A 25,837-nucleotide genomic window follows, 5' to 3' on the forward strand; every position below is an offset into this window, starting at 1 on the left:
TTTTAAAGGCAAGCATTTACTTTTAGTTGCATAATAATCATATTCTTACCGCTAATGCTGACATTTAATAACTGCGAATTTTCTGGAGAATTTTTTGCTTGTAACTTAACTAGATGACCAACAGGCACGGTGCAATCTTTACCTTCGGCGGTGTTAACCATCATGGTGTCAGTGAGGCTATAAGCAAACAGTAAGCTATCAGCTAGCAAGGCAAGGGTGACATTTTGTCGCTCACTATAGCAATTCACCTCAGCTGAAAATGCTGTTTGTTTAGTCATGATATTGAAGTCTTTTATGCCGCCATTAAGCAAAGAACCATGAGTTTTATTGGCGCCATCAAAATGGGCTATATCCAGTAATTGTATTAACTTATCTACATCGCCATTACGATGGTCTAGTGTCAAACCTGCACCTTCGATTAAGACTAAATTACGTTGATAACCAGAAAAATTTGAAAAGTCGCCGTCATTTACCACGCTGGCGATACTTAACCGCCAAGCAAAATCATCTAAATTACCACCATCGCTAATGGCTAATTCTGTGGTGTGACCTAAACCATTTTTCCAGGGGATTGTTTTGAATTCATTTGGCGAGATTAACGTTATCACTAGTATTACCTTAGGACTAATTGCTGTTGGGCAGTTATTTTATCTTATACCCGTCACCATTCAAAGTTCTCGATTTCAGTGGGAATTAATATGGCTTTAGGCAAGGCAAATAATTGCAGCATAGTCACTCTATGGTTTCATTATTTAACGCGGTATAAAGTCATGTTAAACCCATCGAAGAAGCGTTTGAGCAACATCACTTCATCGTTGCTGTGACTTATAATGACGCTGCATGGATGCAGCTTATTAGAGAATGCAGACGGTACAGGAAGTACCTTATACGGATAATGCAGGAGCAATTATCCTGAGTATATTCTCCTGAACAACCATTATTTCATCACAGCGCCTTGAATTGAAATTGCTCAAGCACTCTGAAACATGCATCTTGAATGGTAACGGGTATATGCTCAGTTATTGGCAATATTTTATCATCTTGTTTTTATATTAGTATTTGCTTGCTAACATGTGCATGCCCACGTTAGAATCAGCTCACGTTTTGTTAGCCTCGCTAGCAAAACAATACTTGTCGGAGTGCCAAAGGCTGAGATCGCGTAAGCGGGATCCGTAAAACCTGATCAGATTAATATCTGCGTAGGAAACAAGAGAGAGTAATTTTCTTTCATACAAGCCTAGTGCTTACCATGTAGAACAAAGCTCTTTTTGCCTCATCTTTAGCTAAAAAACTCCGCCTTTTTTTATTTTATTAAAAATTTTAAAACAGGTGCGACCATGAGCGAGCAAAATAACGCTGCTGTAAAAGACAAAAAAAAACCAACTAGACGTGAAAAACGTGCAGCGGCTGAAACATTTTTAAAAAATGTTTCCGACCAATCTTTTCCTAATTCAAAAAAAGTTTATGTAGCAGGTAAAATCCATGATATCAAAGTGGGTATGCGTGAAATTACCTTATCTGATACCTTAATTAGTGGTAGTAAAGATACTGCCGTTTATGAGAAAAATGAACCTTTATGCGTTTATGATACTTCGGGCTTTTACACCGATGAAAATGTTGATATTGACGTGCACAAAGGTATTCCACGTTTACGTGAAAGCTGGATTGACGCCCGTGGTGATGTCGAGCCGTTAACTTCAACTAGCTCTGAATACGCGCAACAACGCCTTGCCGATGAAGGTGTTGACAGTATTCGCTTTGAAAATTTACCTCAAATGCGTATCGCTAAAAAAGGTAAAAATGTTACGCAAATGCATTACGCTCGCCAAGGTATTATTACCCCAGAGATGGAATACATTGCTATTCGTGAAAATATAAAACGTGAAGAAGTGAAAGATGCCACCTTACTGCTGCAACATAAAGGCGAATCTTTTGGTGCTAGCATTCCGGAGCAAATCACCCCTGAGTTTGTCCGTGATGAAGTGGCTCGCGGTCGTGCCATTATTCCAGTAAACATAAACCACCCTGAATGTGAGCCTATGATCATTGGTCGTAACTTTTTAATTAAAGTTAACGCTAACATTGGTAACTCAGCAGTAACCTCTTCTATTGAAGAAGAAGTAGAAAAACTGGTTTGGTCAGCAAAATGGGGCGCAGATACGGTAATGGATTTATCTACCGGTCGTAACATCCATGAAACCCGTGAATGGATTTTGCGTAACTCACCGGTACCTATTGGCACAGTACCCATTTACCAAGCACTTGAAAAAGTAAATGGTGTCGCCGAAGATCTTACTTGGGAAATTTTCCGCGATACTTTAATTGAACAAGCAGAGCAGGGCGTGGATTACTTTACTATTCATGCTGGTGTATTACTGCGTTATGTACCTATGACAGCAAAACGTGTCACCGGTATTGTTTCGCGTGGTGGTTCAATTATGGCGAAATGGTGTTTAGCCCACCATAAAGAAAACTTCCTTTTTACCCATTTTGAAGATATCTGTGAAATCTTAAAACAATACGATGTGTCATTTTCACTCGGTGATGGTTTACGTCCAGGCTCAATCGCCGATGCTAACGATGAAGCACAATTTGCAGAATTACGCACCTTAGGTGAGCTAACTAAAATCGCTTGGCAGCATGATGTACAAGTCATCATAGAAGGTCCAGGCCACGTACCGCTTCATATGATCAAAGAAAATATGGAAGTACAACTTGAAGCTTGTGATGAAGCACCTTTCTACACCTTAGGGCCATTAACCACAGATATAGCCCCAGGTTATGATCATATTACTTCCGGTATAGGTGCGGCTAATATTGGTTGGTTCGGTTGTGCCATGCTTTGTTATGTGACACCAAAAGAGCATTTAGGTTTACCGAATAAAGAAGATGTAAAAGAAGGCTTGATGACTTATAAAATTGCTGCTCATGCTGGTGATTTAGCTAAAGGTCATCCCGGCGCACAAATCCGTGATAACGCCATGTCTAAAGCGCGTTTTGAATTTCGTTGGTATGATCAATTCAATATTGGTTTAGACCCAGAAACCGCTAGAGCTTATCATGATGAAAGCTTGCCACAAGAGTCTGGCAAAGTAGCGCATTTCTGCTCTATGTGTGGACCAAAATTCTGTTCAATGAAAATCTCACAAGAAGTACGAGAGTACGCCGCTAATCTTGATAAAAATGCCATCAAAATTCAATTGCTTGATGAGACAATAACGATAACGTCGGATGAAGCTATTGAAAAAGCCATGCAAGAGAAATCTGCTGAATTTAAAGCGAGTGGTAGTAAATTATACCAACTTGCTGATTAGCTCAACCTAGTCATATCCGAAGGTTCTGAGCGGATATCCATTGACTGCCCGAACAAATGCTTCGGGCATGTCAATACTATGCTTTAGACATAAAAAGATTTTAGGCAGATAAACCATGAATATTGCCATTGTTGGCGCAGGATTGATGGGACGATTACTCGCCCTGTCCTTACTTCGTAATGAGCAGCTTAGAGGTGAACAGCTTCGACAAAAACAGTCTCAAAGCGTAACCATTACTTTATTTGATAAAGATAATAAACTCGCCCACCAGAGTGCCGCCTATGCTGCCGCAGGTTTATTAACACCATTAGGTGAGTCACTTCATTGTTCACCTAATATTGTTAGTATGGGTTTTGAGTCATTAGGTTTATGGCCGACTTTGCTTGATAGTTTGCATGAACATACCTTTTTTCAACAAACTGGCGCCATCATGGTCAGTCATGAGCAAGATAAAGGTGACTATCAGCGCTTTGTTAGGCACTTAAAAAACAACTATCCGGAGCAAGTATCATATTCGCTAAATCGAGCTGAATTACTTGAATTAGAACCTGAAATAGGCCGTAGTTTTAACCACGCTTTGTACCTGCCACAAGAAGGGCAACTGGGTAATCGCCGTTTATTAGTGGCTCTGCGTAAGCAGTTGGCAAAAGAAAGCCCACACGCCAGTACAGGCAATAGGCTTAACTGGTTAAGTGAATGCCAGGTGGTAGGTATTGATGTCGGTGAGCACAGGAGTAAAGTGACCTACCTTCAAGGAAGTGAAAAGCACAGCCAGAGTTTTGATTTAGTGATTGATTGTCGAGGTACCGGCGCAACGAACAATAATAGTAATAGTGCTTGTGCTCCATTAGCGGACTTACGTTCGGTTAGGGGCGAGCTGTTTCAGCTGTTTGCACCCGAGGTCAATATTTCTCGGCCAGTAAGGTTGATGCATCCTAGATATCAGCTTTATATTGCGCCCAAGGGCAAAGGTTTTTATGTGGTGGGTGCAACTGAAATTGAAAGCGATGATGATTCACCTATGACAGTACGCTCGGCAATGGAACTATTAAGCGCAGCTTATAGTGTGCACCCTGGTTTTGCTGAAGCGAATATTCGTCAACACGTTAGCCAATGCAGGCCAGCCTTTAGTGATAATCAGCCTAAAATCACCGTGCAAGATACACTTATTCAAGTAAATGGTTTGTTTCGCCATGGATTTTTGATAGCCCCCGTGGTGCTTAAACAAACACTGGCGGTTATTGAAAACAGCATAAATAATACCGAAACAGCTTTACCTTATGCTGACTTATTCTCATGAATAGTTGCCGGTAAATGTTACCTATAATAACTAGACAAGAATCAATATAAAGAATCTCCTATGAACATTCATATTAACGGAAAAGCGTACGCGTTAGGCCATGAAAACCATATTAGTATTACTTCGGCGTTAACTTTGCATTTTATTGAGCCGCAACAGAGCACTTTTGCCGTGGCACTTAACGGTGATTTTGTTGGTAAAACAGATTACGACACCACCATGGTGAAAAATGGTGATAGTCTCGATGTCTTACAGCCTATTCAAGGAGGCTAAATTCAATGTCATTGAATATCTACGGACAAAAATTAGAGAGTCGTTTACTGATTGGCAGCGCCTTGTATCCGTCACCACAAGTGATGAAAGAAGCGATTTTGGCCAGTGGCTCACAAGTGGTGACACTGTCGCTAAAGCGACAGAACCCAGCGGAAAAGTCGGGTCAACAAATTTGGCGTTATTTACAAGAAATAGTAAAACAAACTGATGGGCATTTACTGCCAAATACAGCCGGCTGCAAAACAGCGAAAGAAGCGGTCACCTTGGCACATATGAGTCGTGAAATTTGTCAAACTGACTGGATTAAGTTAGAGGTTATTGGTGACGATTATAACTTACAACCTGATCCTATTGAATTATTGTATGCCGCAGAACAGTTGATAAAAGATGGCTTTAAAGTACTGCCGTATTGCACCGATGACTTAGTCGTATGTCAGCGTCTGTATGACTTAGGCTGCCAAGTTATTATGCCTTGGGCCTCTCCCATTGGCACAGGAAAAGGCTTGATGAACCCTTATAACCTAGAGACCATTCGCTTTCGATTACCTGATGCTACCTTGATTTTAGATGCCGGTATCGGTAAACCCTCTGATGCATGTTTAGCGATGGAAATGGGCTATGATGGCGTATTACTCAATAGTGCGGTGGCACTGGCAGATAACCCAGTATTGATGGCAAAAGCTTTTGGCCAAGCACTGCAAGCAGGTGAGCAAGGTTATGTCGCCGGTATCATGGAGCAAAGACAGACCGCCCACCCGTCAACGCCGACGCTCGATACTCCATTCTGGCATCAGAATTAAATAACTTTTTGCTGTAATGCCAAATTAAGGCGTCAAAAGGACTCATTGATTAACGTCAACTCCGTGCTTTTCCTTGTAATTGAGAACTACAACTGCAAGCCGTGTAACTCGCTAGTAAGCTATTTTTTCGTTATTTAAAAAGCAGAAATAAAGTTGAAAAATAATTTGATTTTTGCTGATGTGATTACACAAGCTTCAACATCAGGGATGATGTTGTAGAGCGTCCATGGATGGATTTACCGCGTCTTGTGGGTTCACTTAGCAATACTCAAATACATGAACCCCCTTTTATTTAAAATAATTAACAGCAGAAAATAATAAAAATGACTATAAAGCCAAAACCAATAATCTGGACTATTTCTGGCAGTGACTGCTCTGGTGGTGCGGGTATAGCCGCCGATATTAAAACCGGTCATGCTTTAGGGGTTGAAGTTTGTCATCTTATTACCGCTAATACCGTGCAAAATTCTCAGCAGCTGCTCTCGGTGAACGCTGTTTCTGTTGAAATATTACAGCAACAAGCGACACTACTTATTGATGACAAACCGCCGTCAGTGATCAAAATAGGCTTAGTGGCTAATGTTGAGCAAGTTCATTGGCTAGCTAAATTGCTTAAGCAATTTAAAGTCATCATGCCCAACTTAATCAGTGTTTATGATCCTGTTGGCCAAGCCAGTGTTGGTGGTAGTTTTAGCTGCCTTAGCCTAGAGCAACTTACTCCTTTATTGATGATAGTTGATGTCATCACCCCTAACTTGATGGAAGCAAAAATCTTAGCCCGTGTTGATAAGTTAGCTAAGCTAGCAGAGGCAAATGATGTCGAGGTGTTAGCAAAAAAAATCTATCAAGACTTTGCCATTAACAGCATCATTATTAAGGGTGGTCATAGCCATGCTGATGACAAACACGCCCGTGATTATTGTTATCATCAACTCAATCAACTCAGTGACGAGAAGCAAGACAACCAAGAAAAACTGCATCAAACAATTAGTTATCAACTGAACTCACCACGATTAGCGACGCATTATAGTCATGGCGGCGGTTGTAGTTTTGCCAGCGCCTTAGCGAGTTTTCTTGCCCAAGGTTATCTAATGCGTGATGCCTTTATGCTAAGCAAAGCTTTTATTAACCAAGGTTTGGCGGCAACAGTACCAGTAAGTGCTAGTCAAAAACATCAATATTACGGCGCCTTTGAGCAACAAGCATGGCCGCTTAATGGCAGCGATAGGGCGCAACATTTCGCCGAAGTTGTTGATGACTTAAGTGGGCAATACCAAGAGTTACCAGCGTTTAGCTCACTTGATTTGAACGGAGAAATACTCGGTCTTTATCCGGTTATTGACTCATTATATTGGTTAAAACGCTTGTTACCACTAGGTTTGAAAATCATTCAGTTACGGGTGAAGAACTTGACTGAAAACGAGTTAGAGCAAGTGATTATTGCGGCGGTAGCGTTAGCGAAAAACTATGGTACTCGCCTGTTTATCAATGATTATTGGCAACTGGCGATAAAACATGGTGCTTATGGTGTCCATATTGGCCAAGAGGATTTAGCTGATGCTGACTTAGTTGCCATTCAACGGTCTGGCATACGTTTAGGTATCAGCACTCATGGTTGTTATGAGTTTATATTAGCGCAACAATTACAGCCGTCTTATTTAGCCATAGGGGCAATTTTTCCGACCAAAACTAAAGACATGACTGGGCAAATCCAAGGGCTAGATAACTTAAGGCAAGTGTTAAGTTTGCGACCAGCAGAAAATGCTTGGCAGATCCCAGTGGTTGCCATTGGTGGTATTAATCTTGAACGGGCAATAGACGTAGTTGCCACTGGTGTCGAGAGCATTGCCGTAGTTACTGCGATCACTGAAGCGGAACAATCACACGGCATAACTCCAGAGCAAGCAGTAGCAGCATTTGAACAGATCATTGTTAAGGGGTAGAACGTTGAGTTTACCCCGCACCCTAGCTTACTTGGGCATATTTATGCTTTAACAGTTTATAAAGTACTATTGATAATTATTCGTATTTGCTATTATGGGGGCAATTCTAATTAATTAGCAGTATAAATAGATGAATACCATCATATCTCTTCTCTGTCGTTTGACCGTGATTTTAGCGACTTTATTTTCATTTCAAGCCGTTGCTGTTGAGCGACTTTATTATGTCGCTGCCGACGAAATTGAATGGCAATATGCAGAAAAACATCATAATTTAATGATGGATATGCCGTTAATGCCAGAGCAGCAAGTATTTGTTAAAGCGAGTGAAAATACCATTGGTAGCAAGTATAAAAAAGCGCTTTATCGTGAATATACCGATGCTTCTTTTAGCCAGTTAAAAGCACGCCCAGCCAGTGAGCAGCATTTGGGTTTATTGGGACCATTGTTTCGTGCCGAAGTGGGCGATACCATCAAAGTCGTCTTTAAAAATAACGGCACCCGTCCGTATACCATTCATCCCCACGGCGTATTTTACGACAAGGCCAATGAAGGCTCTCCGACCAACGACGGTACCTCGGGCAAGGATAATTTAGATGATCGAGTGATGCCAGGGCAAACTTATACGTATAACTGGCAAGTGCCAGAAACTGCAGGTCCAGGACCAGCAGATACTAGCTCGGTAGTCTGGGTTTATCATTCTCATGTTAACAGCATCAGAGATTCTAATACCGGCTTGATTGGCGCTATTGTCATCACTGCTAAAGGCATGGCTAAGGCTGATGGCTCACCTAAAGATGTTGACCGTGAGTTTATCAATCTATATACAGTGATGAATGAAAATGAAAGCTGGTTTTTAGCCGATAATATCAAAAATTACCTGACCGCTCCGGCCAGCGATGACATTACTGAGGATGAAGATTTTGTTGAAGGTAACCTGATGCATATGATTAACGGTTACCTGTTTGCGAACTTACCTGGTTTAACCATGGTTGAGGGTGAAAAAGTGCGTTGGCATTTAATTGCCTTAGGCACAGAAGTTGATTTACATACCCCGCATTGGCATGGTCATACCGGTTTGATCAATGGCCATAGAACTGATGTGGTGGAATTATTGCCAGCGTCGATGAAAACCTTAGATATGACGGTTAATAATCCGGGCATTTGGATGTATCACTGTCATGTTAATGATCATATCGCTGCCGGTATGACGGCACTTTATCAAGTGTTGGCAAAATAACAGGTATTATATAACTAGTGGGGCAGCAGCGATTTTTTATTGCTACCGTCCTACTTACCGTGAGCTACTACTGGCTAACATACGCATAGTGCTTTGTGAAAAACTGAGTGAGAAAAATATTAAATGACAGCTTTGCTCTATAACTAGCTTATTGCGAGTAACAGGAGTAAATAGTATTACTGTAGTTACTGCGATAACTGAATCCGAAAACTCACCAAAAGGTATTTTTTTTGATGCTTGCTCAATCTAAGTAGAGTGGTTAAATTTGCTACGTAAGCAAAAAAGCACCTGACAAATGGCAGATGCTTAAAAGGACCGGAAAATATTTAAGCGTTATTTTTTAATTTTCGTGATGCTAAACCCATAAGGCTTAATGCAAAAATAGCAAGTGTAGTTGGTTCAGGTATATCTGTTACTGAATTTGATGCCGGTGCTATAACTGCACTTACACCAAAATCCCATGGATGTCCCTGAATATCAAAGGCCCATGCTCCATCTTGTCCAAAGTGAATATCCATATTAGATGGGTAAGCATTTAAACCTTGTTGATATTCGTAATATGTTGTGCCGGATTTTTCCCATATAGTGTGGGAAAAGTCTAGCTCAAAGCTAGATTGATCAGCAGCTATCGAGCCTGAAACAGCAAAAATACCAGATTCCAAAATACTATTACTAGCCGCAGTATTGTTATTATTAAATAATGTAAAGGCGTCTATATGAATAGATGGACCATCGTAAGAGAATGATACAAGGTTGTTATTGTCTATAATAAACGCTTCCCCTGGGGTATAACCATTTATTACAATAGAGCCAGACACTTCGATATTTTGAGTTGGATCAGTTAGGCCCATCGTTGAATTACAATCACCACAAATTGCAGTCCAAGTAAAAGTGAAATCAGTGTCACTAGGTAGGATGTTTGCATGTGCTGCCTGAGATAACGATGCAATAACTAGAGCACTTTTTAGTAGGTTAGAAAAAGCTTTGTTCATTTATATATATCCTTATTAATAAAAATAATGGCATTAAATTATAATGCCATTGAGCTTGTAAAGCAAAAAACGTACCAAGTGTTTCGTTGTGTGCTGTGTACTACTGGAATTGGCTATTTAACAGAGATATCCAAATTAATAACGAATACTTTTATAGGTGTTGTAAAAAATCATGACACCTTTTTTATATAATTGATAAAGTTGAATAGCATAGGTAGGGCCTTGCTTCTCATTATCAATAAAGGCATTCATTATGGGGTGAAAACAATGGAACTACTGAAACATAAAGTTGCTATGAAATATCATCTGAATAGACAGTAATAAATATTAAGGATAATAATGAAGTTTTTAGAGAACAAGATACCACCACCATTAGTTGCACTATTAATTGCTGTGGCTATGTGGGGCTTAAGCAATTTTACAGCTACTGTAGCGCTACCTGCTACAGTATATTCGATGGTTACGGGCTTTGTTCTCGCAGGCGTATTCTTTGCTTTATCTGGTGCAATATCTTTTCGATTAGCTAAAACAACGGTAAATCCGCTCAAGCCTGATACCGCCAGTTCACTGGTTACTTCGGGTGTTTATCAATTTACTCGTAATCCCATGTATGTGGGTTTTGTTGCATTATTATTTGTTTGGGCTAGTCATTTAGGATCAGCTTGGGGCATAGCGTTAATTGCCTTGTATATCGTTTACATTCAACGCTTTCAAATTGTGCCTGAAGAAAGAGCGCTTGTGGCGATATTTAAAGTAGAATTTTCTGACTATAAAGCAAAGGTTAGTCCGTGGTTATAATGACTACATGTAACGAATTTAGGGCTATAATTTAGTAAATAAACTTCCTTATTAATAGCAAAAAAAAGGGGAAGTGCATCACTGCAATTCCCCTATAATAGAAAATATAATAACTTCCTTATTCTACATTGCCGATAATAACTTAGTATTGGTCACTAGGTTTCTTACACCATGAGCGTGATCTTCATTAAAGGCATTACCTTCACACCACTTGCCAACGGTGGCAATGTTAACCTTGGCAACTTGTGGGCGTACGCTCCAAGAAACTTGTAACGGTGAACCTTTTTCGTTGTAGCCAGGACCCGTAGTTGAACCCGCATATTGAATGGCACTACCGGTATTGTTTGGAATATTAAATGCTTGTTGATAGCCATTTTTAGCACCATGTTTAGTGAGTTTGCTAAAATCTAAAGCATTTTTATCATTCACCAATACATATACTTGCGTTTCTACGCGTAATTGTGGGTTCATGATTGATTCACTTAAACAAGCACCTAATGTTGGCCCAGGCATTACTTGCGCGCTTGAATGCACGTAATGAACTTCAATGGTATCACCTGAATATAAGCCGCCATGTTTACTTGGACAAACTTTACTTTTATAAGTACTGCTTTCTTTTGCTGTTAGCTTACCAGTGTAAACGAAACCGCTTTGAAAACCGTGACCATCACCATTACCCGCGTATTTAGCAAACTCACCCCCTTTATGCTCAGCATTTTTATGGAAGTGAATATTACATAAATTCATAGCAGTATAAGCGGGGGCAGTAGTAAACGCGCGAGCATTACTACCCTTGATGGTATCGATATCTCGTGGAGATTGTGGGCCAAAGCCTTTACCGTCAGTATTTTTCTCAAGCATGGCGCGTTGCTTTTTAATGACGCTGTCGGCAACGTTGTCATGGCCACTACCAGCACAAGCTATTAGTGGTATTAAGGTTGTGGCGATAGCCAGTGCAATAATATTTGTTTTCATGTCTTCCCTTAAGATTGTTGATTAACAGGTTACTTACGACGAATAGTACTACTGGAGTATTTTCCTACGCGCTAAAGTCAGCAGAGGAGTAGTTTTACGGATTATTGTATGAAAACAAAACTATTCTTCGTTTTTATTATATAGCTGGTAAATAACAAAATCACAAGTCATTTCCTTTAGTAAATTATCCAGATAAACAATGTTACGCTTTGTTTTTACTTGCTTTTCATCATAAGTTTCCCACTGACTATGCTACAGTAAAACTGGATACTAGACACTAGCACAAGCCAAGCATACCCTGCCTAACGTGTTAAAATTTGTAACCGACTTTTTGATGGCTGTAAGGCTACTGCTCAAAAGTAGTTAATGCCTTTCGTGATGTTAGCTCGGGTTTGTGCCCCGACAATAGCCAGCTATAATTTTAATTACATCGAGTGCCCAGCATTGAGTTATAGCATTGCTCTATAACCGTGATAATGTCTGGCAATTAAGCGGAAGTATTATTATGATTGAACTAAAAATACAAAGAGTTGGCGCTAGTTTGGGGGTTGAACTTCCTTATGAAGTGTTAAAACAGTTACAGACCAGTGAAGGGGAAAGTATCTTTTTGGAAAATATGTTTGATGGCAGTTATAGCCTGACTAAACATAATGAGAAGTCTGCTGAGCAAATGATGTTAATTGACGGTCAAATGCATGAGGAAGACTCCTGAAGATATCCGGTTAAATATGAAGAGCAATACCAGAAGAAGTAAATATGAGTCCTAATAAGCTGCTACGCTATCAACAAATTTCAGTTGCTAATGTTTTTGATAAAGAAACACAGCTTATAAAACAAATACAAGCTGGCGAACTTAAGCAGTGCTTAATGTTATGGCAAGCTAAGCAAGCTACCTTGGTGTTACCTGCCGGAAAAAAATGGCCTGAATCTGATGCGCTTAAAACGGAATTATTAGCCGATAAATGGCTTTTGCATGCGCGTAAAACCGGCGGTGCACCTGTGCCGCAATGCCCAGGTGTGATTAACCTATCGCACCTTTATCTGTGGTCAAGTGATACGCCGTATTCGATCCCCCAAGCCTATGAAAACTTATGTACAGTTTTACAAGGTTTTTTCCAGCAATTTAACCTAGTAAGCCATACCCATGCTACTGAGTTTTCCTACTGTGATGGCGATTACAATATGAATATTAACGGTAAAAAAATTGTTGGCACCGCGCAGCGGGTTATCTTGAAAAAAGGCGGTGGCAAGATAGTGTTAGCGCAAGCCTTTATTCTTATTGATGTGTTATTAGATGAGATCATCAAGCCAGTTAACTTGTGTTATCAACTATCTGCTAAAACAGAGCGAGTAAAAGCGCAGGTTCATACCACGCTTTTTGAACAGATTACGGGGCGACCGACAATAGATAAATTATATCAGCAGCTTACGCAAGCTTTTGTCGATAGTGCTTTATATCGATAAAACCGTCAGGTTAATTAGCTTTATGCTGTGCTAAGTGCCATTTTTTAGCTGTAAATAAAGCTCGGTAAAGTTAACGCGCTACCATTGTTTTAACAGAGCACCAGCAGCTGTTTTTTCCGGGAAAGTTTGTTCACTATCAATGGCTTCAATTAAATACTTCTTTGCTTCTACTTCTCTTGATAAGGCATAGAGGGTTACTGCAATGTGGTATTTTACTTCGGCGTTATCAAAGTCTTTGCTAAGGGCGAGACGAAATAAGGCAATCGCTTGTTGGTGTTCACCCAACCGACTTTTAATCCAAGCAAGGGTATCAATAATAGCGACATTTTCGGGTAAATAATCATAGGCTTGTTGAGCATATTGCTTGGCTTTCTCGGTATTGCCGAGAGTAAATTCAATGCTGGCGGCATTATTTAATAAAATAGGTAATGGCCCAAACTTCACCATTAATGCCTGGTAATGTTCAGCCGCCTTGGTTAATTGTTTACTGCCTTTATAGCTATCCGCAAGAGCGATGGCGACTAACATGTCATTGGGGTAGCTCTTTAACCATTGCTGCAATGGCTTGATGGCTTTACTTACTTGCTCTTGTTGCTGATAGTTGCGGTATAAACCCAGTATGGCTTGCTTTTGAGCAGATTTATTTAGCGCACTTTGATAAAATTTTATCGATTGTTTGTGATCACCTAAGGCAAGGTATAAATCACCTTTAAATACTGCTGTTAGGCTAGTACTCTGGGTTATATCGCCAATGGATGAGATCAAACTTAAGGCAAATGCTTTATTTTTGTTTTTAATAGTCAGGTTAACCAACCCTATATAAGCAGGTAGATATTTATCATCGGCGATGATGGCCTTTTTATAAGACCTTACTGCGCCAATATTATCTTTGGCTTGTAATTGCGCTTTCGCTAAAACAATCAGTGCTTTTTCTTTACGACGAGATTTTTCCACATATTCTCTTAATGCCAGTACCGCTTGCGGGTGTTTATTTTGTTGTTGATACAATTTTGCTAGGGTAAGTAGCGCTTGTGGCTCTTTAGCGTTATGACCAATAAATTCATCAATTAAATCTATGGCTGCATCAAGCTGGTTTTGTTTAACTAAAATTCGGCTTAACTTGAGCACCACATAAAAATCATTAGGATCTTGTGCGTATGACTTTTGTATCCAAAGTTGGGCATTTTCAATATCTTTTTTGAATAAATAACTGTCAGAAATTTCGGTCATCAGTAAAATATTTTTATCAAACAAGGCTAATTTAGTTTCCAAGAAGCTCAGTGCTTTATCATAGTCACCCATAATATTATCCATGCGAGCTAAATGCACCATAGCAATAATATTTGCCTTATCTAACACCAAAGCTTGCTCAAAGGCCGCTCTTGCTGACGCGAGTTCTCTGTTTAAGCCATAGAGCATGCCTAGGCGTTGCTGAAAAAAGCTATCTTGGGGGAATTCTGCTACCAAGGATTTGGCAATATCGATAGCTAAAGGATATTTTTGGGTATTTTGATAGGCATCAATCAAGAGTAATTTTATTTGTGTGCCATTAATTTTATTATCTTTAATGGCTGATAAGGCCTCTATGGCTGCTTTATAATCGCCAGATTGCATTTTACTGCGCGCCAAGTTACTTACGCTAACGGTAGAATTGGGGTAACTATCCACTACTTTTTCAAAGTAAAATTGTGCCTTGGCACTATCTTCTAATTGTAAGTAGGTTAAGCCAAGCAGTGTTAAAATATCAGCATTACCTGGACGAGCAACATTGGTTTTGATGAGTAAGTGACGGGCAGAATTTAAATCGCCTTGTTGTATTTCAATACTGGCGAGCATGCGTACAGTATCAATATCATACTCAACATAATTAAGGTAATAGCTTAGGTAGCGATGGGCATCATTTAAGTTACCAAATTGAAAATTGGTCAGTCCAGCTAAAAAATAATAATCAGGGGTGTTTTTCATCACCTCAGGTGGTACTGCGGATAAGGTGGCGATTACCTCGGTGAGTTTGTTGTTAGCAGCATTATTATTATTCGGCATGCTGGCATTGATAATGGCTTTTAAATAACCCGCTCTCGGTTCATTGGGAATTTCCGCCAGAATAAAATCCACATGGGCAACGGCTTGTTGATACTCTTGCAACTCAATGTGCAGCATAGCTATGGTTAAACGAGCGGACAAGTGTTTATCATTAATCTTGAGCGCTTCATTAATAGCAAGTAATGCCCCTTGGCGATCGCCTAAGCGATGTAATATTTTAGCTTTTAATACCCAACCATTGATAAATGGTTTAACACTGCTAAGAGATAAATCAATGTAAGCGAGTGCTTTATTAACGTTGGACTCTTGAAAAGCAATTTGTGCTCTACCTAATAAGGCTATCTGGTTTTTAGGTTTCATACTGAGTGCGGCAATAAACGCTTTATCAGCTAGTTTATATTGTTTTTTGCCAATAAATGCTTGTCCTCTAATGAGTAATAACTCATTTTCAATTTGCTTGTTACGCTGACCAAGTTGCGCTATTTCTAACGCTTGGTCATATTTTCCTTGTAAAAGGTAAGCTTGCCCGTACAAGGTAATTAATCGGTCGTTATCAACCTTGCCATCTCTGGCTCGATCGAGTTCTATTTGTGCTGCCGAGCCATTGCCTTGAGTTATGAGTATTTGTGCCATTAACACCCGCGATGGCATATGTGTAGGGTTGGCTTGGATAATATTTTTTAAATGGATAATAGCACTAGCAAACTCATCATTTTGAAAAGCAATTAAGGCTTGTTCATAACTGGCATCAAGATTTTCGTTTGCCAATGTTAAAGGTGTAATGAACGAGAGAGAGAGTAAAGCAACTATTAAGCTATTATTTATATTCATGTTATACCGATTTTAATAATCTGTTTTTAGGGGGGTATGCATACTAGTTTACTTTACTAGGTGCTTTGCCTGAGGTTTAACTGTAAATCTATTGCAAGACATTAATTATTAAAATAGTAACATTGATAGTGACTTAGTTAAAAAACATTTATATAAATTAATTAGCAAAAATTTAACAATGATTGTCGGTTTTTTTTACACCAGAAAACTTTACCCGCTGAACTCAACAAGGTAACATGCTTAAGGTGTTGTTAAATGGCGACATTGAATTTATGGTACGATAATTGCTTACTGTATTATGTAATATAAGAAAATGGTTAAACTGCTATAAATGGCGGGTTAACCGGTAATTAACTCTCAAAGCGATAAAGTATTAAGACTATGACTTTAATTAAAAATGTATTTAAAATTCTTGCAGTAACTGCTTTATTTTCATCGGCTAATTTATTCGCCGCTGATTTTTTTGTTAATACCACGATTGATGATGCAAATAATGATGCCGTTGGTGGTTGGAAATATGAAATTGACAAAATGGATGTAAAATGGGCAAGTGACGGTTTAATTACTATTGATATTTATACCAACTTTGTTGATTACAATAATGAATATAGTACTGGTTCAAGTTGGCAATATGATTCAGATTGGCAATGGAAATCTAATGGCAACATTGTTTTAGGTGATTTACTTATTGGCACTGATGGTGCTAATTCACCTTTTGACTATGCTTTTGTTTTGTCTGATGCGGATAGACAACGTCAGAAATATTGGGAAAAGAGTCACTGGGATAATACCGGTACTTTAACTGAAATCAGCTCTACGTTAACGGCAAAAGAATTTCATAATAATTCTAGCAGCGTACAAGAGGGCCAAGTCATGGCTGGAGATATCGTTCCAGGTACAGGTCAACAAAGTGCTTGGTCTGTTGATAGACAAAACACGGGTGCTAATTATGATAATTATGATGTGATCAGTTTTAGCTTTAACGTCAGTGGCATTGATGCTTTTCAAAATGCTTCACAATTAGCCTTTAGTTGGGCCATGTCTTGTGCCAATGATATCGTTGCTGGTGTAGTTAGTGTTAATCGTCCTACTAGTGTGCCAGAGCCAGCAACAGGGTTACTTATGTTATTAGCCTTTGCTTTTATGGCTAAAATCCGCAGCAAAAAAGCAAATGATTTTTCTGCCTAGTTCATGAGTGTATGTAGCTTAGGTAAGTTGTAGATACAAAAATGAATGAAAAAAAACGACCTAAGGGTCGTTTTTTTATGCGCTAAAATACGCATTAAAACACGTACTAACACGGGTAAAGCTGTTAATATCACCGTTTGCTATTACCCCTAACACACATATTTACTGAACTTTTATGACATCTAAAAATGATGATAGTATTTGCCCTTTATGTCAGCAAAATAATCGTTGCGATGTTAACGCTAACAGTGGTTGCTGGTGTATGAATAGCCAAGTAGCTGAAGCACTTTTGGCAAAGATTCCTACTCATCTTAGAAACATAAGTTGTGTCTGTAATGCTTGTATTAGAGGTCATCTACAGCAACAAACGTTAAATCATAGTGCCGAGTAACAGTTTTTATGACACCTGTTTTATTCGCTGTAAAAATAAAAACACCTACGAATAATAATTATTTATCTTTTAGCACTACGAAAGTAACGCTCAGGATAGTAAAATCCCCCTATGAAAGCATTATCTTGTTACCTTTATGAATAAATCCCAAGCAAGCCCAGCAGTAAATCAATCAATACTAAGCTCAAAGGCTAAAATTGCCATTATTGGTGGTGGTGTTGCTGGCTCCACCATAGCTTTACGATTTGCTGAACTCGGCTTAGACACCACACTGATAGAAAAAGGCCCCAGTTTAGTCAATGGCCCACCTATTTGCCATTTACATGCTGGCGGTAACTTGTATCGTGAGATTTGTGATCAGCAGTGTCTTACTTTATTACAGCAATCGATAGATACCGTGAAAGTATATCCACACAGTGTCAATATACGCCCGACACTTATTGCGCTGCCTAAAACGGATCATGGCCAACCAGAAGATCTATTACCTCGCCTAGAAAAATTACGCGCCAGATATGCTGAGCTAGTGGCTCAAGATGAGAGCAACAAGGTACTAGGTGAACCAGAGCATTACTTTCGGTTTTACTCGCGGGCAGAGCTTGATGCACTGCTTGATATACCATTACCAAGCGTGGCAAAAAATGACAGTGATTGGTTAGTCGCCTTTGCCCAGCATGTTGAATTAGACAGTCTTAAATTTCCAGTGCTGTTAGTACAAGAATATGGCTTATCAGCATTTCGTTTTGCTGCTATTACCAATTTAGCGATAGCGCGTTTGCCCAGCTGTCATTTACATACTAACAGCCAAGTTATCGCTATTACTAAGCAAGAAAATTCTTTAGGTTGGCAAGTGTCAACTCAGCACCAACAGAGCCAAGTTATTAGCCATCAGTATTATGATTATGTGATTAATGCCTGTGGTTTTAAAAGTGGTGAAATTGATGACATGGTAAGTGCTAAGCGGCAACGTATGGTGGAGTTTAAAGCCGCTTATGTTGCTCATTGGTCTAAATGCCAAGGCTTATGGCCTGAGGTTGTCTTTTATGGCGAGCGCGGTACTCCGCAAGGGATGGCGCAATTAACGCCATACCCAGATGGCTATTTTCAACTACATGGTATGACCCAAGACATTACCCTGTTTGACCAAGGCCTAGTGGCCAGTTGTCAGCAAAGTGCCCAGCCAAAATTAGCACCACGATTTATCGAAAAAATTGATAAACAGTGGCCTGAGCAGCTGATAAGTAATAGAACCTTAGGGTCTATTGCCCATATTGCCCAGTTTATCCCCGCTTTTAGCACAGCAGTGGTAGCGGCAAAGCCGTTATTTGGTGCTCAGCAAATCCCAGGAGAAGATGCAGATTTACGTACTGCTGATGTCTCTTTTTATGGTCAACATTACGCCCGCGCAGAAATTGTTAAAGCCTCATCGGCCTTAGCCGCTGCCGATGCTATATTGAAAAACCTAGTCGAGTGCGGCTTAGTTGCCGAGTTAGAGCTGGGCAAATATTTAACGGAACACTATTTCCCCATAAGCCTGCAATGTTCTGCTGCCGAAGTCACTGAACATGCTATAGCCTTAGCCAAACAGCGTGATTACCCTATTGCTTTGGCAAAGAACCTGTAGCGCCCTGCCTAGAGTAAGTTAACGTAAGTAATAGTAAATTAGCGAGTGTTAACGCTGCAGGGCTGCCAGTAGTTCGTTAAAAGTGTCAAAGCACCACTGTGGCTGATATGTAGCAATATCTTCACCATAGTTATAACCATAAGTTAAGCCGACACTGTCTATGTTGGCAGCTTTCGCCGCTAAGATATCGTTTTTAGAATCGCCAATCATTAAACACTGCTCGGCGGTCACTTTAAGTTGCTCTAAGGCATAATTTAACGGGGCAGGGTGGGGTTTTCTCTCAGTCAAAGTATCACCACCAATGAGGATTTCAAAGAGTCCACCTATACCTAAAGCCGATAAAATAGGTTGGATAAAGACGGCGGGTTTGTTGGTAATGATAGCCAAGCGAAAACCCGAGCTTTTTAATATTAATAAGCCTTCTTTTACATCGTCATACAGGGTTGACTCAATGCACAAGCCATCTTGGTAATGCTGGAGAAAAATGCCTAAAGCGTCATTTACCAGTGCCGGCTCTAATTGCTCACTAATATTTGCTGAGCCAGATAATCCCCGTTCAACTAATGTCTTGGCACCATTACCGACCCAATGACGAATCGTTTGTTGACTATATTCAGTCTGTTTTAACTGTCGTAGGGTTTTATTTAGCGCTAAGGCGAGATCTGGCGCACTATCAACTAAAGTGCCATCAAGGTCGAATAATAGGACGTTTTTTTGTTGAATATTCACTGGCAGCTCTTTTCAATGATAATTGTCCACTAATGTACCATAAATTGCATTTTTACATGAATCTAGCAAGCAATTTGTTGATTCCATCAAGCGAGTGTGGTTTTTCGACGTCACCCTGATAATGAGAATGGTTTCTATTTATATTTGTGTGTATGATGTGGCAATAACTTGTCTAGTTTATCGAAGAACATATCTTCGCTCAATGACTATGGAATAATTGTGCCTTACCTTATCAATAAATTACATTTATCTAGTCCGCATTGGCCCTTGGTCTCTCGGGTATTCGCCGCTCTTTTTGGCGGCTATGTCTTAGCAACATCCAGTTCACTTTTTGTTAGTCAGATACTTTTGCATGCAGTAGGGAAATACCAAGCCATTCATATAGGCTTGATGCTGACTTTTATCGTTTATGCCTGCGCCGCTATGTGGGTTTTTTCAGTCGCAAGTGTAAGTAAAGCCTGGTTAGGCTTAATCAAGTTAACTATTTTCTTTACCGTCGCAACTTGGTTTTTGATGCAGTTTACTGGTGTAACTAGCTGATGAAAGATAACTTTAGACAATCAATGAAGTGGTTGCATACCTGGGTTGGCCTTATTGTCGGTTGGATGTTATTTTTTATGTTTCTAACGGGCACTTTGGGTTATTTCTATCAGGAAATCACCCGGTGGATGGAGCCTGAAAGACCATTTATTGTACATAATATTAGCAATGAAAAGTTAATCGACACTGCGCAGAGATACCTTAATAAACATGCTGCAGGTATTGATGAATGGGATATTTATTTACCCAATTCCCGTGATCAAAATTTACGTGTCGGTTGGCGACATGAGCCTGAACCAGGAAAAAAAAGAGGTCAATACATAACAAAAGTATTGGATATAACGACAGGAGAAAAGGTCGAAAGCAGAGCTACGGGCGGTGGTCGGTTACTATATCGAATGCACTATCGCTTGCACTATTTATCAACCGATATCAGCTATTGGTTAGTTGGCTTTTGTTCTATGCTGATGTTACTTGCGGTTATTACCGGCGTGGTTATTCATAAAAAAATATTCAGCGACTTTTTTACTTTCAGAGCGAAAAAAGTCTTACCTGGCTGGTTAGATATTCACAATGTCTTAAGTGTTATAGCCCTACCATTTCACTTTATGATCACCTATAGCGGTTTACTGTTCTTCCTCTTTACTTATATGGTGTTAAGTAGCAACTTACAAACCAATGAAGATGAATATAGTGCAATGCGCAAAGAGATATATCCGCGTACCGCCCATTTAGAAAAAGCAAACCAAGCTGCTGATATGTTAGATATTTCAACACTATATCAGCAGGTCAAAACGGCTTGGCAAGGGGATGAATTAAGTTACGTAGAAATGTTTGCTGCTAACGATGTTAATGCTCAGGTATTGTTTGTTCGTCATGAAACCGACATTACTTATAATCCTGCCGATGAAGTGATGATAAGCGCTGTTACTGGCGAAGTTATAACGCAGCAACCTAAAGAGTATACTGCCGCAGGTATGATTCATAATGGCTTTATCTCTTTGCATGAAGGCCAGTTTGCTGGAGCCATAGCCCGCTGGATATATTTCTTCACCGGCCTTATCGGCACAGCGATGATTGCTTCAGGTTTAATCTTGTGGACCACCAAGCGTAAACCTCAACAGATGAAAAAGCCTAATGGCCCTGATTTTGGCTATCGCCTGGTTGAGCAATTAAATATCGGTACCATTGTTGGTTTACCTATTGCCATCGCCTTATATTTTTATGCCAATCGCTTATTACCCCTTGATATGGTTGGACGTGCGGCCTGGGAAGCACATGTGATGTTTATTAGCTGGGCAATATTATTAAGTTATCCAGCGTTTCGGCCAGCGGCTAAAGCTTGGTCTGAGCAATTACAATTGGCGGCCCTAGTTTATTTGGCGCTACCGTTAGTGAATGCACTAACCACAGATAAGCACTTATTTAATAGCCTTAGTAAGCAAGACTGGAATCTAGCCGGCTTTGATTTAACCTTACTATTGGTTGGTAGCTGTTTTGCCTTTGCCGCTTATAAAGTTAAAGCCTTACAAGTAAGTAACAATTCAAGTAAGCGGCCAAGTACGCAGTCAAGTAAACAAAGAGTAAAACAGGGTAAAGCGCAATTACCTGCAACTAGTGGCAGCTTATTGCCAGTGCAGCAAGCGCATAAGGAACAGTGCTAATGTTAGTGTTAACCAGCTTAAGTTTTTCTGCCATGGTGCTGTTTTGTTTAGCCATGAGTAAACATAGAGAGCAGGTATTAGCGCATCAGGTTTCTAGCCTTGTGGTGCGATTTTTACGACCATTGGCTTGGCTATTATTGTCGTTCACGGCCTATTTAAGTGTCGAACTGTTTGGTTGGTCTATTGGCCCAGCATTGTTATTTGGCGCACTGACCATAGCGATTTTATTACTGATATTGTTATTAACCTACCGAGCGAAAATAGTGCCGCCATTAGCCATTGTTATCTCGTTACTCGCGAGCATTAGTATCTTCATCGGCTAGCCGTAATGCTTTTTATCAAGCTTGGTCTTTGCCAGTGACTATGCCATTAACTTAAAGCGTTTTAACATCTCTTGTCATTGCTTTGCCTGATGGGATAACTCTTTTGCAGCAGCAGCGGCGCCGCCTTGTTTGATCATTACCACTAAGTCTAATTAACTTCATTTTAACTGTACTAAAAACACGGCAGTTATTTGTTACTTTTAGATAAAATTATATAAATCCTGAGCTTGTGGTGTAATAAAACTGTAACAAAACTGTCGTATTATCGAAACACAATAATCATCATTCTGTAACAAATACAGATCCTTAAGGAACTTGCTATGGATCGTTTGAATATAAAATGGAAGTTGGGTTTATTAGCAATATTAGCGGCAATAGGTTTTGTGATATTGATCACTTATAATTATTTAGCCACGGCAACCTTGGTAAAATTCAACAATATCTCTCGACAAACCGTGCAACTTGAAGCTGAAATGTTAATGTTGCGGCGCCATGAAAAAGATTTTATCGCCAGAAAAAATATTAAATATTTAACCAAGTTTACGCAAACATTCAGCAAAATCACCCTTACTCTCGCTCAAGTAGAGCAACAGCTATTGTCCGTTGATATTGCGAATCAACAGATTGATGAGCTTAAAAGGGTGTTAGTAAGTTACCGCGACAAATTTTCTATGCTGGTGAAGCAGCAACAAATAGTTGGCCTTCATGCTAAAGACGGTTTGTATGGTTCATTAAGAAATGAAGTACATCACATTGAAAATTTACTGATAGCGCGTGAAAAATTAGCAGGTGAAAGTTTACAGATCCATAGCTTAATGCGCACTATGTTGATGCTACGCCGACATGAAAAAGATTTCATGTTAAGACGCGATATCAACTATGTTGAAAAGTTTAATAAACGTATAGATATTATGCGTACTAAACTAACCAATAGCAGAATTGACCGTGATTTTAAGGAAGAAGCAAATATAGCCTTAGATAATTATCAACAACAATTTATCCAGCTAGTGCGGGCTGAACAGAAATTTGGTTTAACGAGCAATCAAGGTGTTCTTGGGGAAATGAGGGCGATCATTCATCAAAGTGAAACCCTATTAAAATCATTTAGACAATTTTCTATTGAAAATATTGAACAATATATGGCTAAAAAACAGTTAAACGACATAGTAGTCGGTCTTTGCTTAATCATATTAGTCATGTTGGCACTAATTATTATAGCCAATGGTATTTCAAAACGTATTACTGATTTATCTAAGCTAATGACTTTAGCGGCAAGTTCAAAAGATTTAAGCTTGCGGGCGTCGATTTCGGGTAATGATGAAATTAGCACAATGGCAAAAACTTATAATGACATGATGGCTGAGTTTGATTGCTTGATGACGGAAGTAAAAAACTCCTCGCTAGAGCTAGCACAAGCATCTAAAGATTTAAAAGTATCAAGCGAGCATACTTTAGCCGGTGTTAATCGCCAGTTAAGCGACAGCGAACTGGTCGTATCGGCCATGACTCAAGTCAGTGATTCTGTTGCTGAAGTTGCGTTTAATGCTTTAGAAGCCGCTAAAACCTCATCGTCTGCCGAGCAAGCTTCATCTCGTGGGCATCAACTGGTCAAAGAAAATAGAAAAAGTTTTAGCAAACTTGTCGCTGACATTGAAAATTCTGGCACGATAATTCAAAATTTAAGTAAAGAAAGTAATAATATTGAGGCCATGCTCAACGATATACGCAGTATTGCCGATCAGACCAATCTACTTGCCCTTAATGCTGCTATCGAAGCCGCCAGGGCGGGAGAGCAAGGGCGTGGTTTTGCCGTGGTCGCCGATGAAGTAAGAACTCTCGCCAAACGTTCAGCTGAATCAACACTTGAAATAGAAAATGTGGTAACTCGCTTACAATCATTAGCAGCAGATGCGGTAACCGCAATGCAATTAGGCAAAACTCAGGCAGAAACCAGTGTTGAAAATACCAATAACGTCGAGCTAGCATTAACTGACATAAAAAATTCCAGTGAAGCTGTTAATAATATGAATCGACAAATAGCGAGTGCCGCTGAGCAGCAGTCTAGGGTTGTACACGAAATTAATCGTAATTTGATGTCAATTGCTGAAGTAGCAAGGAATACGGCTAACTTGTCTGAGACAATATCAGTGTCTAGTGAGCAATTACAACACTTGTCTGATCAACTTGGCCTTCGTGTCTTAAAGTTTACCCTCACAAGTTAATGAACTACAACTCAAGGACTGAGTGTGTGCCTAAGGCTCAAATATTTCGGGGTGGTTAACTCAAATCAATTCCCCCTGTGTTAGGTTGCTTGGATGTATTTGAGGGCAGGGGGCTTTATCGTATAAATATGCTCTTGGTATTCAATCTTCTGTGGTGATTGATAATCTCAAACCTTAGGCTAGTCACACTTCATTGGTTAAGTCTTAGTTCATCATAGTTAAGCTAAAACCGGCACTTTATTTTCCTCGGTGAAATCGATTATTGCCCCCTAGTGTGTTGCTAATTGTTGAGCACTTGCTTAACATATGCGGCTATTGGTTGATGTATTGCCAAGCTGATTGAAAATGTGTCCTCGTTGGACAGGTAGGAACCAGTATCTTCAGGTGGTTTGGCTCGATACTTAGTTGAAATTTAGAGGACCTGTTGTGGAGTTTGCCAGCTTAACTATTGAAATGTATTTCTTTTTATTTACCATCGCCATTGTTGCCGGTTTTCTTGATACCTTGGCAGGTGGCGGTGGTTTATTAACCCTGCCGGCGTTAATGATGACTGGCATGCCGCCTTTAGCTGCATTGGCAACGAATAAATTGCAATCAAGTATGGGCGCAGCTACGGCCAGCGTGATGATGTTACGTGGTAGACGAGTGCGCTGGCATCAGGTGAAATACTTAATGCTATCTGCTTTCATTGGCTCGGTGATAGGTACTGTTATTCTTCAGTTTATTGATGCACAAATGCTGACGGTTATTATTCCCGTGGTGATTACTTGTATCGGTATATATTTTTTAATCACACCAATGGTTGATGAAGCGAATAAGCCGGTGAGAGTATCATCAGCAGGTTATAAGAAGTTTGTTGTACCGCTCATTGGTTTTTATGACGGGATTTTGGGTCCTGGAACTGGCTCGTTTTTTACCTTGGCAGGTCGAGCTTTACGTGGTCAGAAATTTCTTGAAGCAACGGCTATCGCAAAAACCTTGAATTTTGCCAGTAATATTGCCTCACTGCTGGTGTTTTTGTTTGCTGGTCATGTAGTCTGGTTACTGGGCATGCTCATGATGGTGGGGCAATTTATAGGTGCTTGGTTAGGTTCTCATTGCTTATTCAAAATACCGGTGAGCTATTTACGTTATTTAGTGGTATTTATGTGTTTTGCCATGCTAATTAAGTATGTTGCTACTTAATTAT

22 protein-coding genes and 1 riboswitch are annotated in these 25,837 nt (G+C 39.8%); of the genes, 17 read left to right on the forward strand and 5 right to left on the reverse strand.

Annotation, left to right across the window (positions count from 1 at the left end):
• Nucleotides 1-2: 2 nt before the first annotated feature.
• Nucleotides 3-608 (reverse strand): HutD/Ves family protein, encoded by a 606-nt coding sequence (locus tag MTCD1_RS03405; protein WP_057179311.1) that lies wholly within the window; start codon nucleotides 606-608, stop codon nucleotides 3-5.
• 517 nt (nucleotides 609-1,125) lie between these two features.
• A riboswitch (TPP riboswitch) is annotated at nucleotides 1,126-1,223 on the forward strand.
• A 114-nt stretch (nucleotides 1,224-1,337) separates the two neighbouring features.
• On the opposite strand from MTCD1_RS03405, the gene thiC reads away from it, so the two are divergent.
• From thiC to MTCD1_RS03435, 6 genes are all read left to right on the forward strand, one after another.
• On the forward strand, nucleotides 1,338-3,314 hold the full coding sequence (thiC, locus tag MTCD1_RS03410; RefSeq protein ID WP_057179312.1) for a phosphomethylpyrimidine synthase ThiC: 1,977 nt from the start codon (nucleotides 1,338-1,340) through the stop codon (nucleotides 3,312-3,314).
• Between the two features lie 115 nt (nucleotides 3,315-3,429).
• Entirely contained in the window at nucleotides 3,430-4,614 is a 1,185-nt protein-coding gene (locus tag MTCD1_RS03415; protein ID WP_057179313.1) for an FAD-dependent oxidoreductase, read from the forward strand.
• A 60-nt stretch (nucleotides 4,615-4,674) separates the two neighbouring features.
• A complete protein-coding gene (gene thiS / locus MTCD1_RS03420; RefSeq protein WP_057179314.1) occupies nucleotides 4,675-4,887 on the forward strand; it encodes a sulfur carrier protein ThiS in 213 nt (70 codons plus the stop codon).
• 5 nt (nucleotides 4,888-4,892) lie between these two features.
• Complete coding sequence (locus tag MTCD1_RS03425; protein ID WP_057179315.1) at nucleotides 4,893-5,687, forward strand: thiazole synthase; 795 nt, start codon at nucleotides 4,893-4,895, stop codon at nucleotides 5,685-5,687.
• A 323-nt stretch (nucleotides 5,688-6,010) separates the two neighbouring features.
• Nucleotides 6,011-7,630, forward strand: a complete 1,620-nt coding sequence (gene thiE, locus MTCD1_RS03430; protein WP_057179316.1) for a thiamine phosphate synthase — start codon at nucleotides 6,011-6,013, stop codon at nucleotides 7,628-7,630.
• 130 nt (nucleotides 7,631-7,760) lie between these two features.
• Nucleotides 7,761-8,867: a multicopper oxidase domain-containing protein gene (locus MTCD1_RS03435; RefSeq protein WP_057179317.1), complete on the forward strand. Its 1,107-nt coding sequence runs from the start codon at nucleotides 7,761-7,763 to the stop codon at nucleotides 8,865-8,867.
• A 326-nt stretch (nucleotides 8,868-9,193) separates the two neighbouring features.
• On the opposite strand, the gene MTCD1_RS03440 is transcribed toward MTCD1_RS03435, so the two are convergent.
• The gene (locus MTCD1_RS03440; protein ID WP_057179318.1) at nucleotides 9,194-9,859 is read right to left on the reverse strand and encodes a PEP-CTERM sorting domain-containing protein; all 666 of its coding nucleotides are present in this window, start codon (nucleotides 9,857-9,859) and stop codon (nucleotides 9,194-9,196) included.
• 339 nt (nucleotides 9,860-10,198) lie between these two features.
• On the opposite strand from MTCD1_RS03440, the gene MTCD1_RS03445 reads away from it, so the two are divergent.
• Nucleotides 10,199-10,657 (forward strand): methyltransferase family protein, encoded by a 459-nt coding sequence (locus MTCD1_RS03445; protein WP_057179319.1) that lies wholly within the window; start codon nucleotides 10,199-10,201, stop codon nucleotides 10,655-10,657.
• A 123-nt stretch (nucleotides 10,658-10,780) separates the two neighbouring features.
• On the opposite strand, the gene MTCD1_RS03450 is transcribed toward MTCD1_RS03445, so the two are convergent.
• Nucleotides 10,781-11,632, reverse strand: coding sequence for a delta-class carbonic anhydrase (locus MTCD1_RS03450; RefSeq protein WP_057179320.1), 852 nt, complete (start codon nucleotides 11,630-11,632; stop codon nucleotides 10,781-10,783).
• A 505-nt stretch (nucleotides 11,633-12,137) separates the two neighbouring features.
• Here MTCD1_RS03450 and MTCD1_RS03455 point away from each other — a divergent pair.
• Both MTCD1_RS03455 and MTCD1_RS03460 read left to right on the forward strand, forming a co-directional pair.
• Nucleotides 12,138-12,344: an AbrB/MazE/SpoVT family DNA-binding domain-containing protein gene (locus tag MTCD1_RS03455; RefSeq protein WP_057179321.1), complete on the forward strand. Its 207-nt coding sequence runs from the start codon at nucleotides 12,138-12,140 to the stop codon at nucleotides 12,342-12,344.
• Between the two features lie 44 nt (nucleotides 12,345-12,388).
• Nucleotides 12,389-13,096: a lipoate--protein ligase family protein gene (locus MTCD1_RS03460; RefSeq protein WP_057179322.1), complete on the forward strand. Its 708-nt coding sequence runs from the start codon at nucleotides 12,389-12,391 to the stop codon at nucleotides 13,094-13,096.
• A gap of 78 nt (nucleotides 13,097-13,174) precedes the next feature.
• Here the strand turns inward: MTCD1_RS03460 and prsT are convergent, their stop codons facing one another.
• On the reverse strand, nucleotides 13,175-15,970 hold the full coding sequence (gene prsT / locus MTCD1_RS03465; RefSeq protein WP_057179323.1) for an XrtA/PEP-CTERM system TPR-repeat protein PrsT: 2,796 nt from the start codon (nucleotides 15,968-15,970) through the stop codon (nucleotides 13,175-13,177).
• A 381-nt stretch (nucleotides 15,971-16,351) separates the two neighbouring features.
• On the opposite strand from prsT, the gene MTCD1_RS03470 reads away from it, so the two are divergent.
• From MTCD1_RS03470 to MTCD1_RS03480, 3 genes are all read left to right on the forward strand, one after another.
• On the forward strand, nucleotides 16,352-17,158 hold the full coding sequence (locus MTCD1_RS03470; RefSeq protein ID WP_057179324.1) for a PEP-CTERM sorting domain-containing protein: 807 nt from the start codon (nucleotides 16,352-16,354) through the stop codon (nucleotides 17,156-17,158).
• Between the two features lie 175 nt (nucleotides 17,159-17,333).
• Nucleotides 17,334-17,549, forward strand: a complete 216-nt coding sequence (locus tag MTCD1_RS03475) for a cysteine-rich CWC family protein (protein ID WP_082606379.1) — start codon at nucleotides 17,334-17,336, stop codon at nucleotides 17,547-17,549.
• 136 nt (nucleotides 17,550-17,685) lie between these two features.
• On the forward strand, nucleotides 17,686-19,170 hold the full coding sequence (locus MTCD1_RS03480; protein ID WP_057179325.1) for an FAD-dependent oxidoreductase: 1,485 nt from the start codon (nucleotides 17,686-17,688) through the stop codon (nucleotides 19,168-19,170).
• Nucleotides 19,171-19,218: 48 nt separating this feature from the next.
• Here the strand turns inward: MTCD1_RS03480 and MTCD1_RS03485 are convergent, their stop codons facing one another.
• Nucleotides 19,219-19,899, reverse strand: a complete 681-nt coding sequence (locus MTCD1_RS03485) for a phosphoglycolate phosphatase (RefSeq protein ID WP_057179326.1) — start codon at nucleotides 19,897-19,899, stop codon at nucleotides 19,219-19,221.
• Nucleotides 19,900-20,118: 219 nt separating this feature from the next.
• Here MTCD1_RS03485 and MTCD1_RS03490 point away from each other — a divergent pair, with 219 nt between their 5' ends.
• From MTCD1_RS03490 to MTCD1_RS03510, 5 genes are all read left to right on the forward strand, one after another.
• Nucleotides 20,119-20,439: a DUF3649 domain-containing protein gene (locus MTCD1_RS03490; RefSeq protein ID WP_057179327.1), complete on the forward strand. Its 321-nt coding sequence runs from the start codon at nucleotides 20,119-20,121 to the stop codon at nucleotides 20,437-20,439.
• Nucleotides 20,439-22,103, forward strand: a complete 1,665-nt coding sequence (locus MTCD1_RS03495; protein WP_057179328.1) for a PepSY-associated TM helix domain-containing protein — start codon at nucleotides 20,439-20,441, stop codon at nucleotides 22,101-22,103. Before MTCD1_RS03490 ends, MTCD1_RS03495 begins: the two co-directional genes overlap by 1 nt.
• A complete protein-coding gene (locus MTCD1_RS03500; RefSeq protein ID WP_057179329.1) occupies nucleotides 22,103-22,426 on the forward strand; it encodes a DUF3325 domain-containing protein in 324 nt (107 codons plus the stop codon). The genes MTCD1_RS03495 and MTCD1_RS03500 overlap by 1 nt, the downstream gene beginning before the upstream one ends.
• Before the next feature lie 320 nt (nucleotides 22,427-22,746).
• Nucleotides 22,747-24,648: a methyl-accepting chemotaxis protein gene (locus MTCD1_RS03505; RefSeq protein WP_057179330.1), complete on the forward strand. Its 1,902-nt coding sequence runs from the start codon at nucleotides 22,747-22,749 to the stop codon at nucleotides 24,646-24,648.
• 426 nt (nucleotides 24,649-25,074) lie between these two features.
• On the forward strand, nucleotides 25,075-25,833 hold the full coding sequence (locus tag MTCD1_RS03510; protein ID WP_057179331.1) for a TSUP family transporter: 759 nt from the start codon (nucleotides 25,075-25,077) through the stop codon (nucleotides 25,831-25,833).
• The last annotated feature ends 4 nt before the right edge of the window (nucleotides 25,834-25,837 follow it).

The sequence above is a fragment of the Colwellia marinimaniae genome (genome assembly GCF_002207865.1).
GTDB lineage: Bacteria > Pseudomonadota > Gammaproteobacteria > Enterobacterales > Alteromonadaceae > Colwellia > Colwellia marinimaniae.

Excerpts from the sequence above, each read along its gene's own strand:
- thiC (WP_057179312.1), top strand. The coding sequence starts at position 1,338 with ATGAGCGAGCAAAATAACGCTGCTGTAAAAGACAAAAAAAAACCAACT.
- MTCD1_RS03415 (WP_057179313.1), top strand. The coding sequence starts at position 3,430 with ATGAATATTGCCATTGTTGGCGCAGGATTGATGGGACGATTACTCGCC.
- thiS (WP_057179314.1), top strand. The coding sequence starts at position 4,675 with ATGAACATTCATATTAACGGAAAAGCGTACGCGTTAGGCCATGAAAAC.
- MTCD1_RS03425 (WP_057179315.1), top strand. The coding sequence starts at position 4,893 with ATGTCATTGAATATCTACGGACAAAAATTAGAGAGTCGTTTACTGATT.
- thiE (WP_057179316.1), top strand. The coding sequence starts at position 6,011 with ATGACTATAAAGCCAAAACCAATAATCTGGACTATTTCTGGCAGTGAC.
- MTCD1_RS03435 (WP_057179317.1), top strand. The coding sequence starts at position 7,761 with ATGAATACCATCATATCTCTTCTCTGTCGTTTGACCGTGATTTTAGCG.
- MTCD1_RS03440 (WP_057179318.1), bottom strand. The coding sequence starts at position 9,859 with ATGAACAAAGCTTTTTCTAACCTACTAAAAAGTGCTCTAGTTATTGCA.
- MTCD1_RS03445 (WP_057179319.1), top strand. The coding sequence starts at position 10,199 with ATGAAGTTTTTAGAGAACAAGATACCACCACCATTAGTTGCACTATTA.
- MTCD1_RS03450 (WP_057179320.1), bottom strand. The coding sequence starts at position 11,632 with ATGAAAACAAATATTATTGCACTGGCTATCGCCACAACCTTAATACCA.
- MTCD1_RS03455 (WP_057179321.1), top strand. The coding sequence starts at position 12,138 with ATGATTGAACTAAAAATACAAAGAGTTGGCGCTAGTTTGGGGGTTGAA.
- MTCD1_RS03460 (WP_057179322.1), top strand. The coding sequence starts at position 12,389 with ATGAGTCCTAATAAGCTGCTACGCTATCAACAAATTTCAGTTGCTAAT.
- prsT (WP_057179323.1), bottom strand. The coding sequence starts at position 15,970 with ATGAATATAAATAATAGCTTAATAGTTGCTTTACTCTCTCTCTCGTTC.
- MTCD1_RS03470 (WP_057179324.1), top strand. The coding sequence starts at position 16,352 with ATGACTTTAATTAAAAATGTATTTAAAATTCTTGCAGTAACTGCTTTA.
- MTCD1_RS03475 (WP_082606379.1), top strand. The coding sequence starts at position 17,334 with ATGACATCTAAAAATGATGATAGTATTTGCCCTTTATGTCAGCAAAAT.
- MTCD1_RS03480 (WP_057179325.1), top strand. The coding sequence starts at position 17,686 with ATGAATAAATCCCAAGCAAGCCCAGCAGTAAATCAATCAATACTAAGC.
- MTCD1_RS03495 (WP_057179328.1), top strand. The coding sequence starts at position 20,439 with ATGAAAGATAACTTTAGACAATCAATGAAGTGGTTGCATACCTGGGTT.
- MTCD1_RS03500 (WP_057179329.1), top strand. The coding sequence starts at position 22,103 with ATGTTAGTGTTAACCAGCTTAAGTTTTTCTGCCATGGTGCTGTTTTGT.
- MTCD1_RS03505 (WP_057179330.1), top strand. The coding sequence starts at position 22,747 with ATGGATCGTTTGAATATAAAATGGAAGTTGGGTTTATTAGCAATATTA.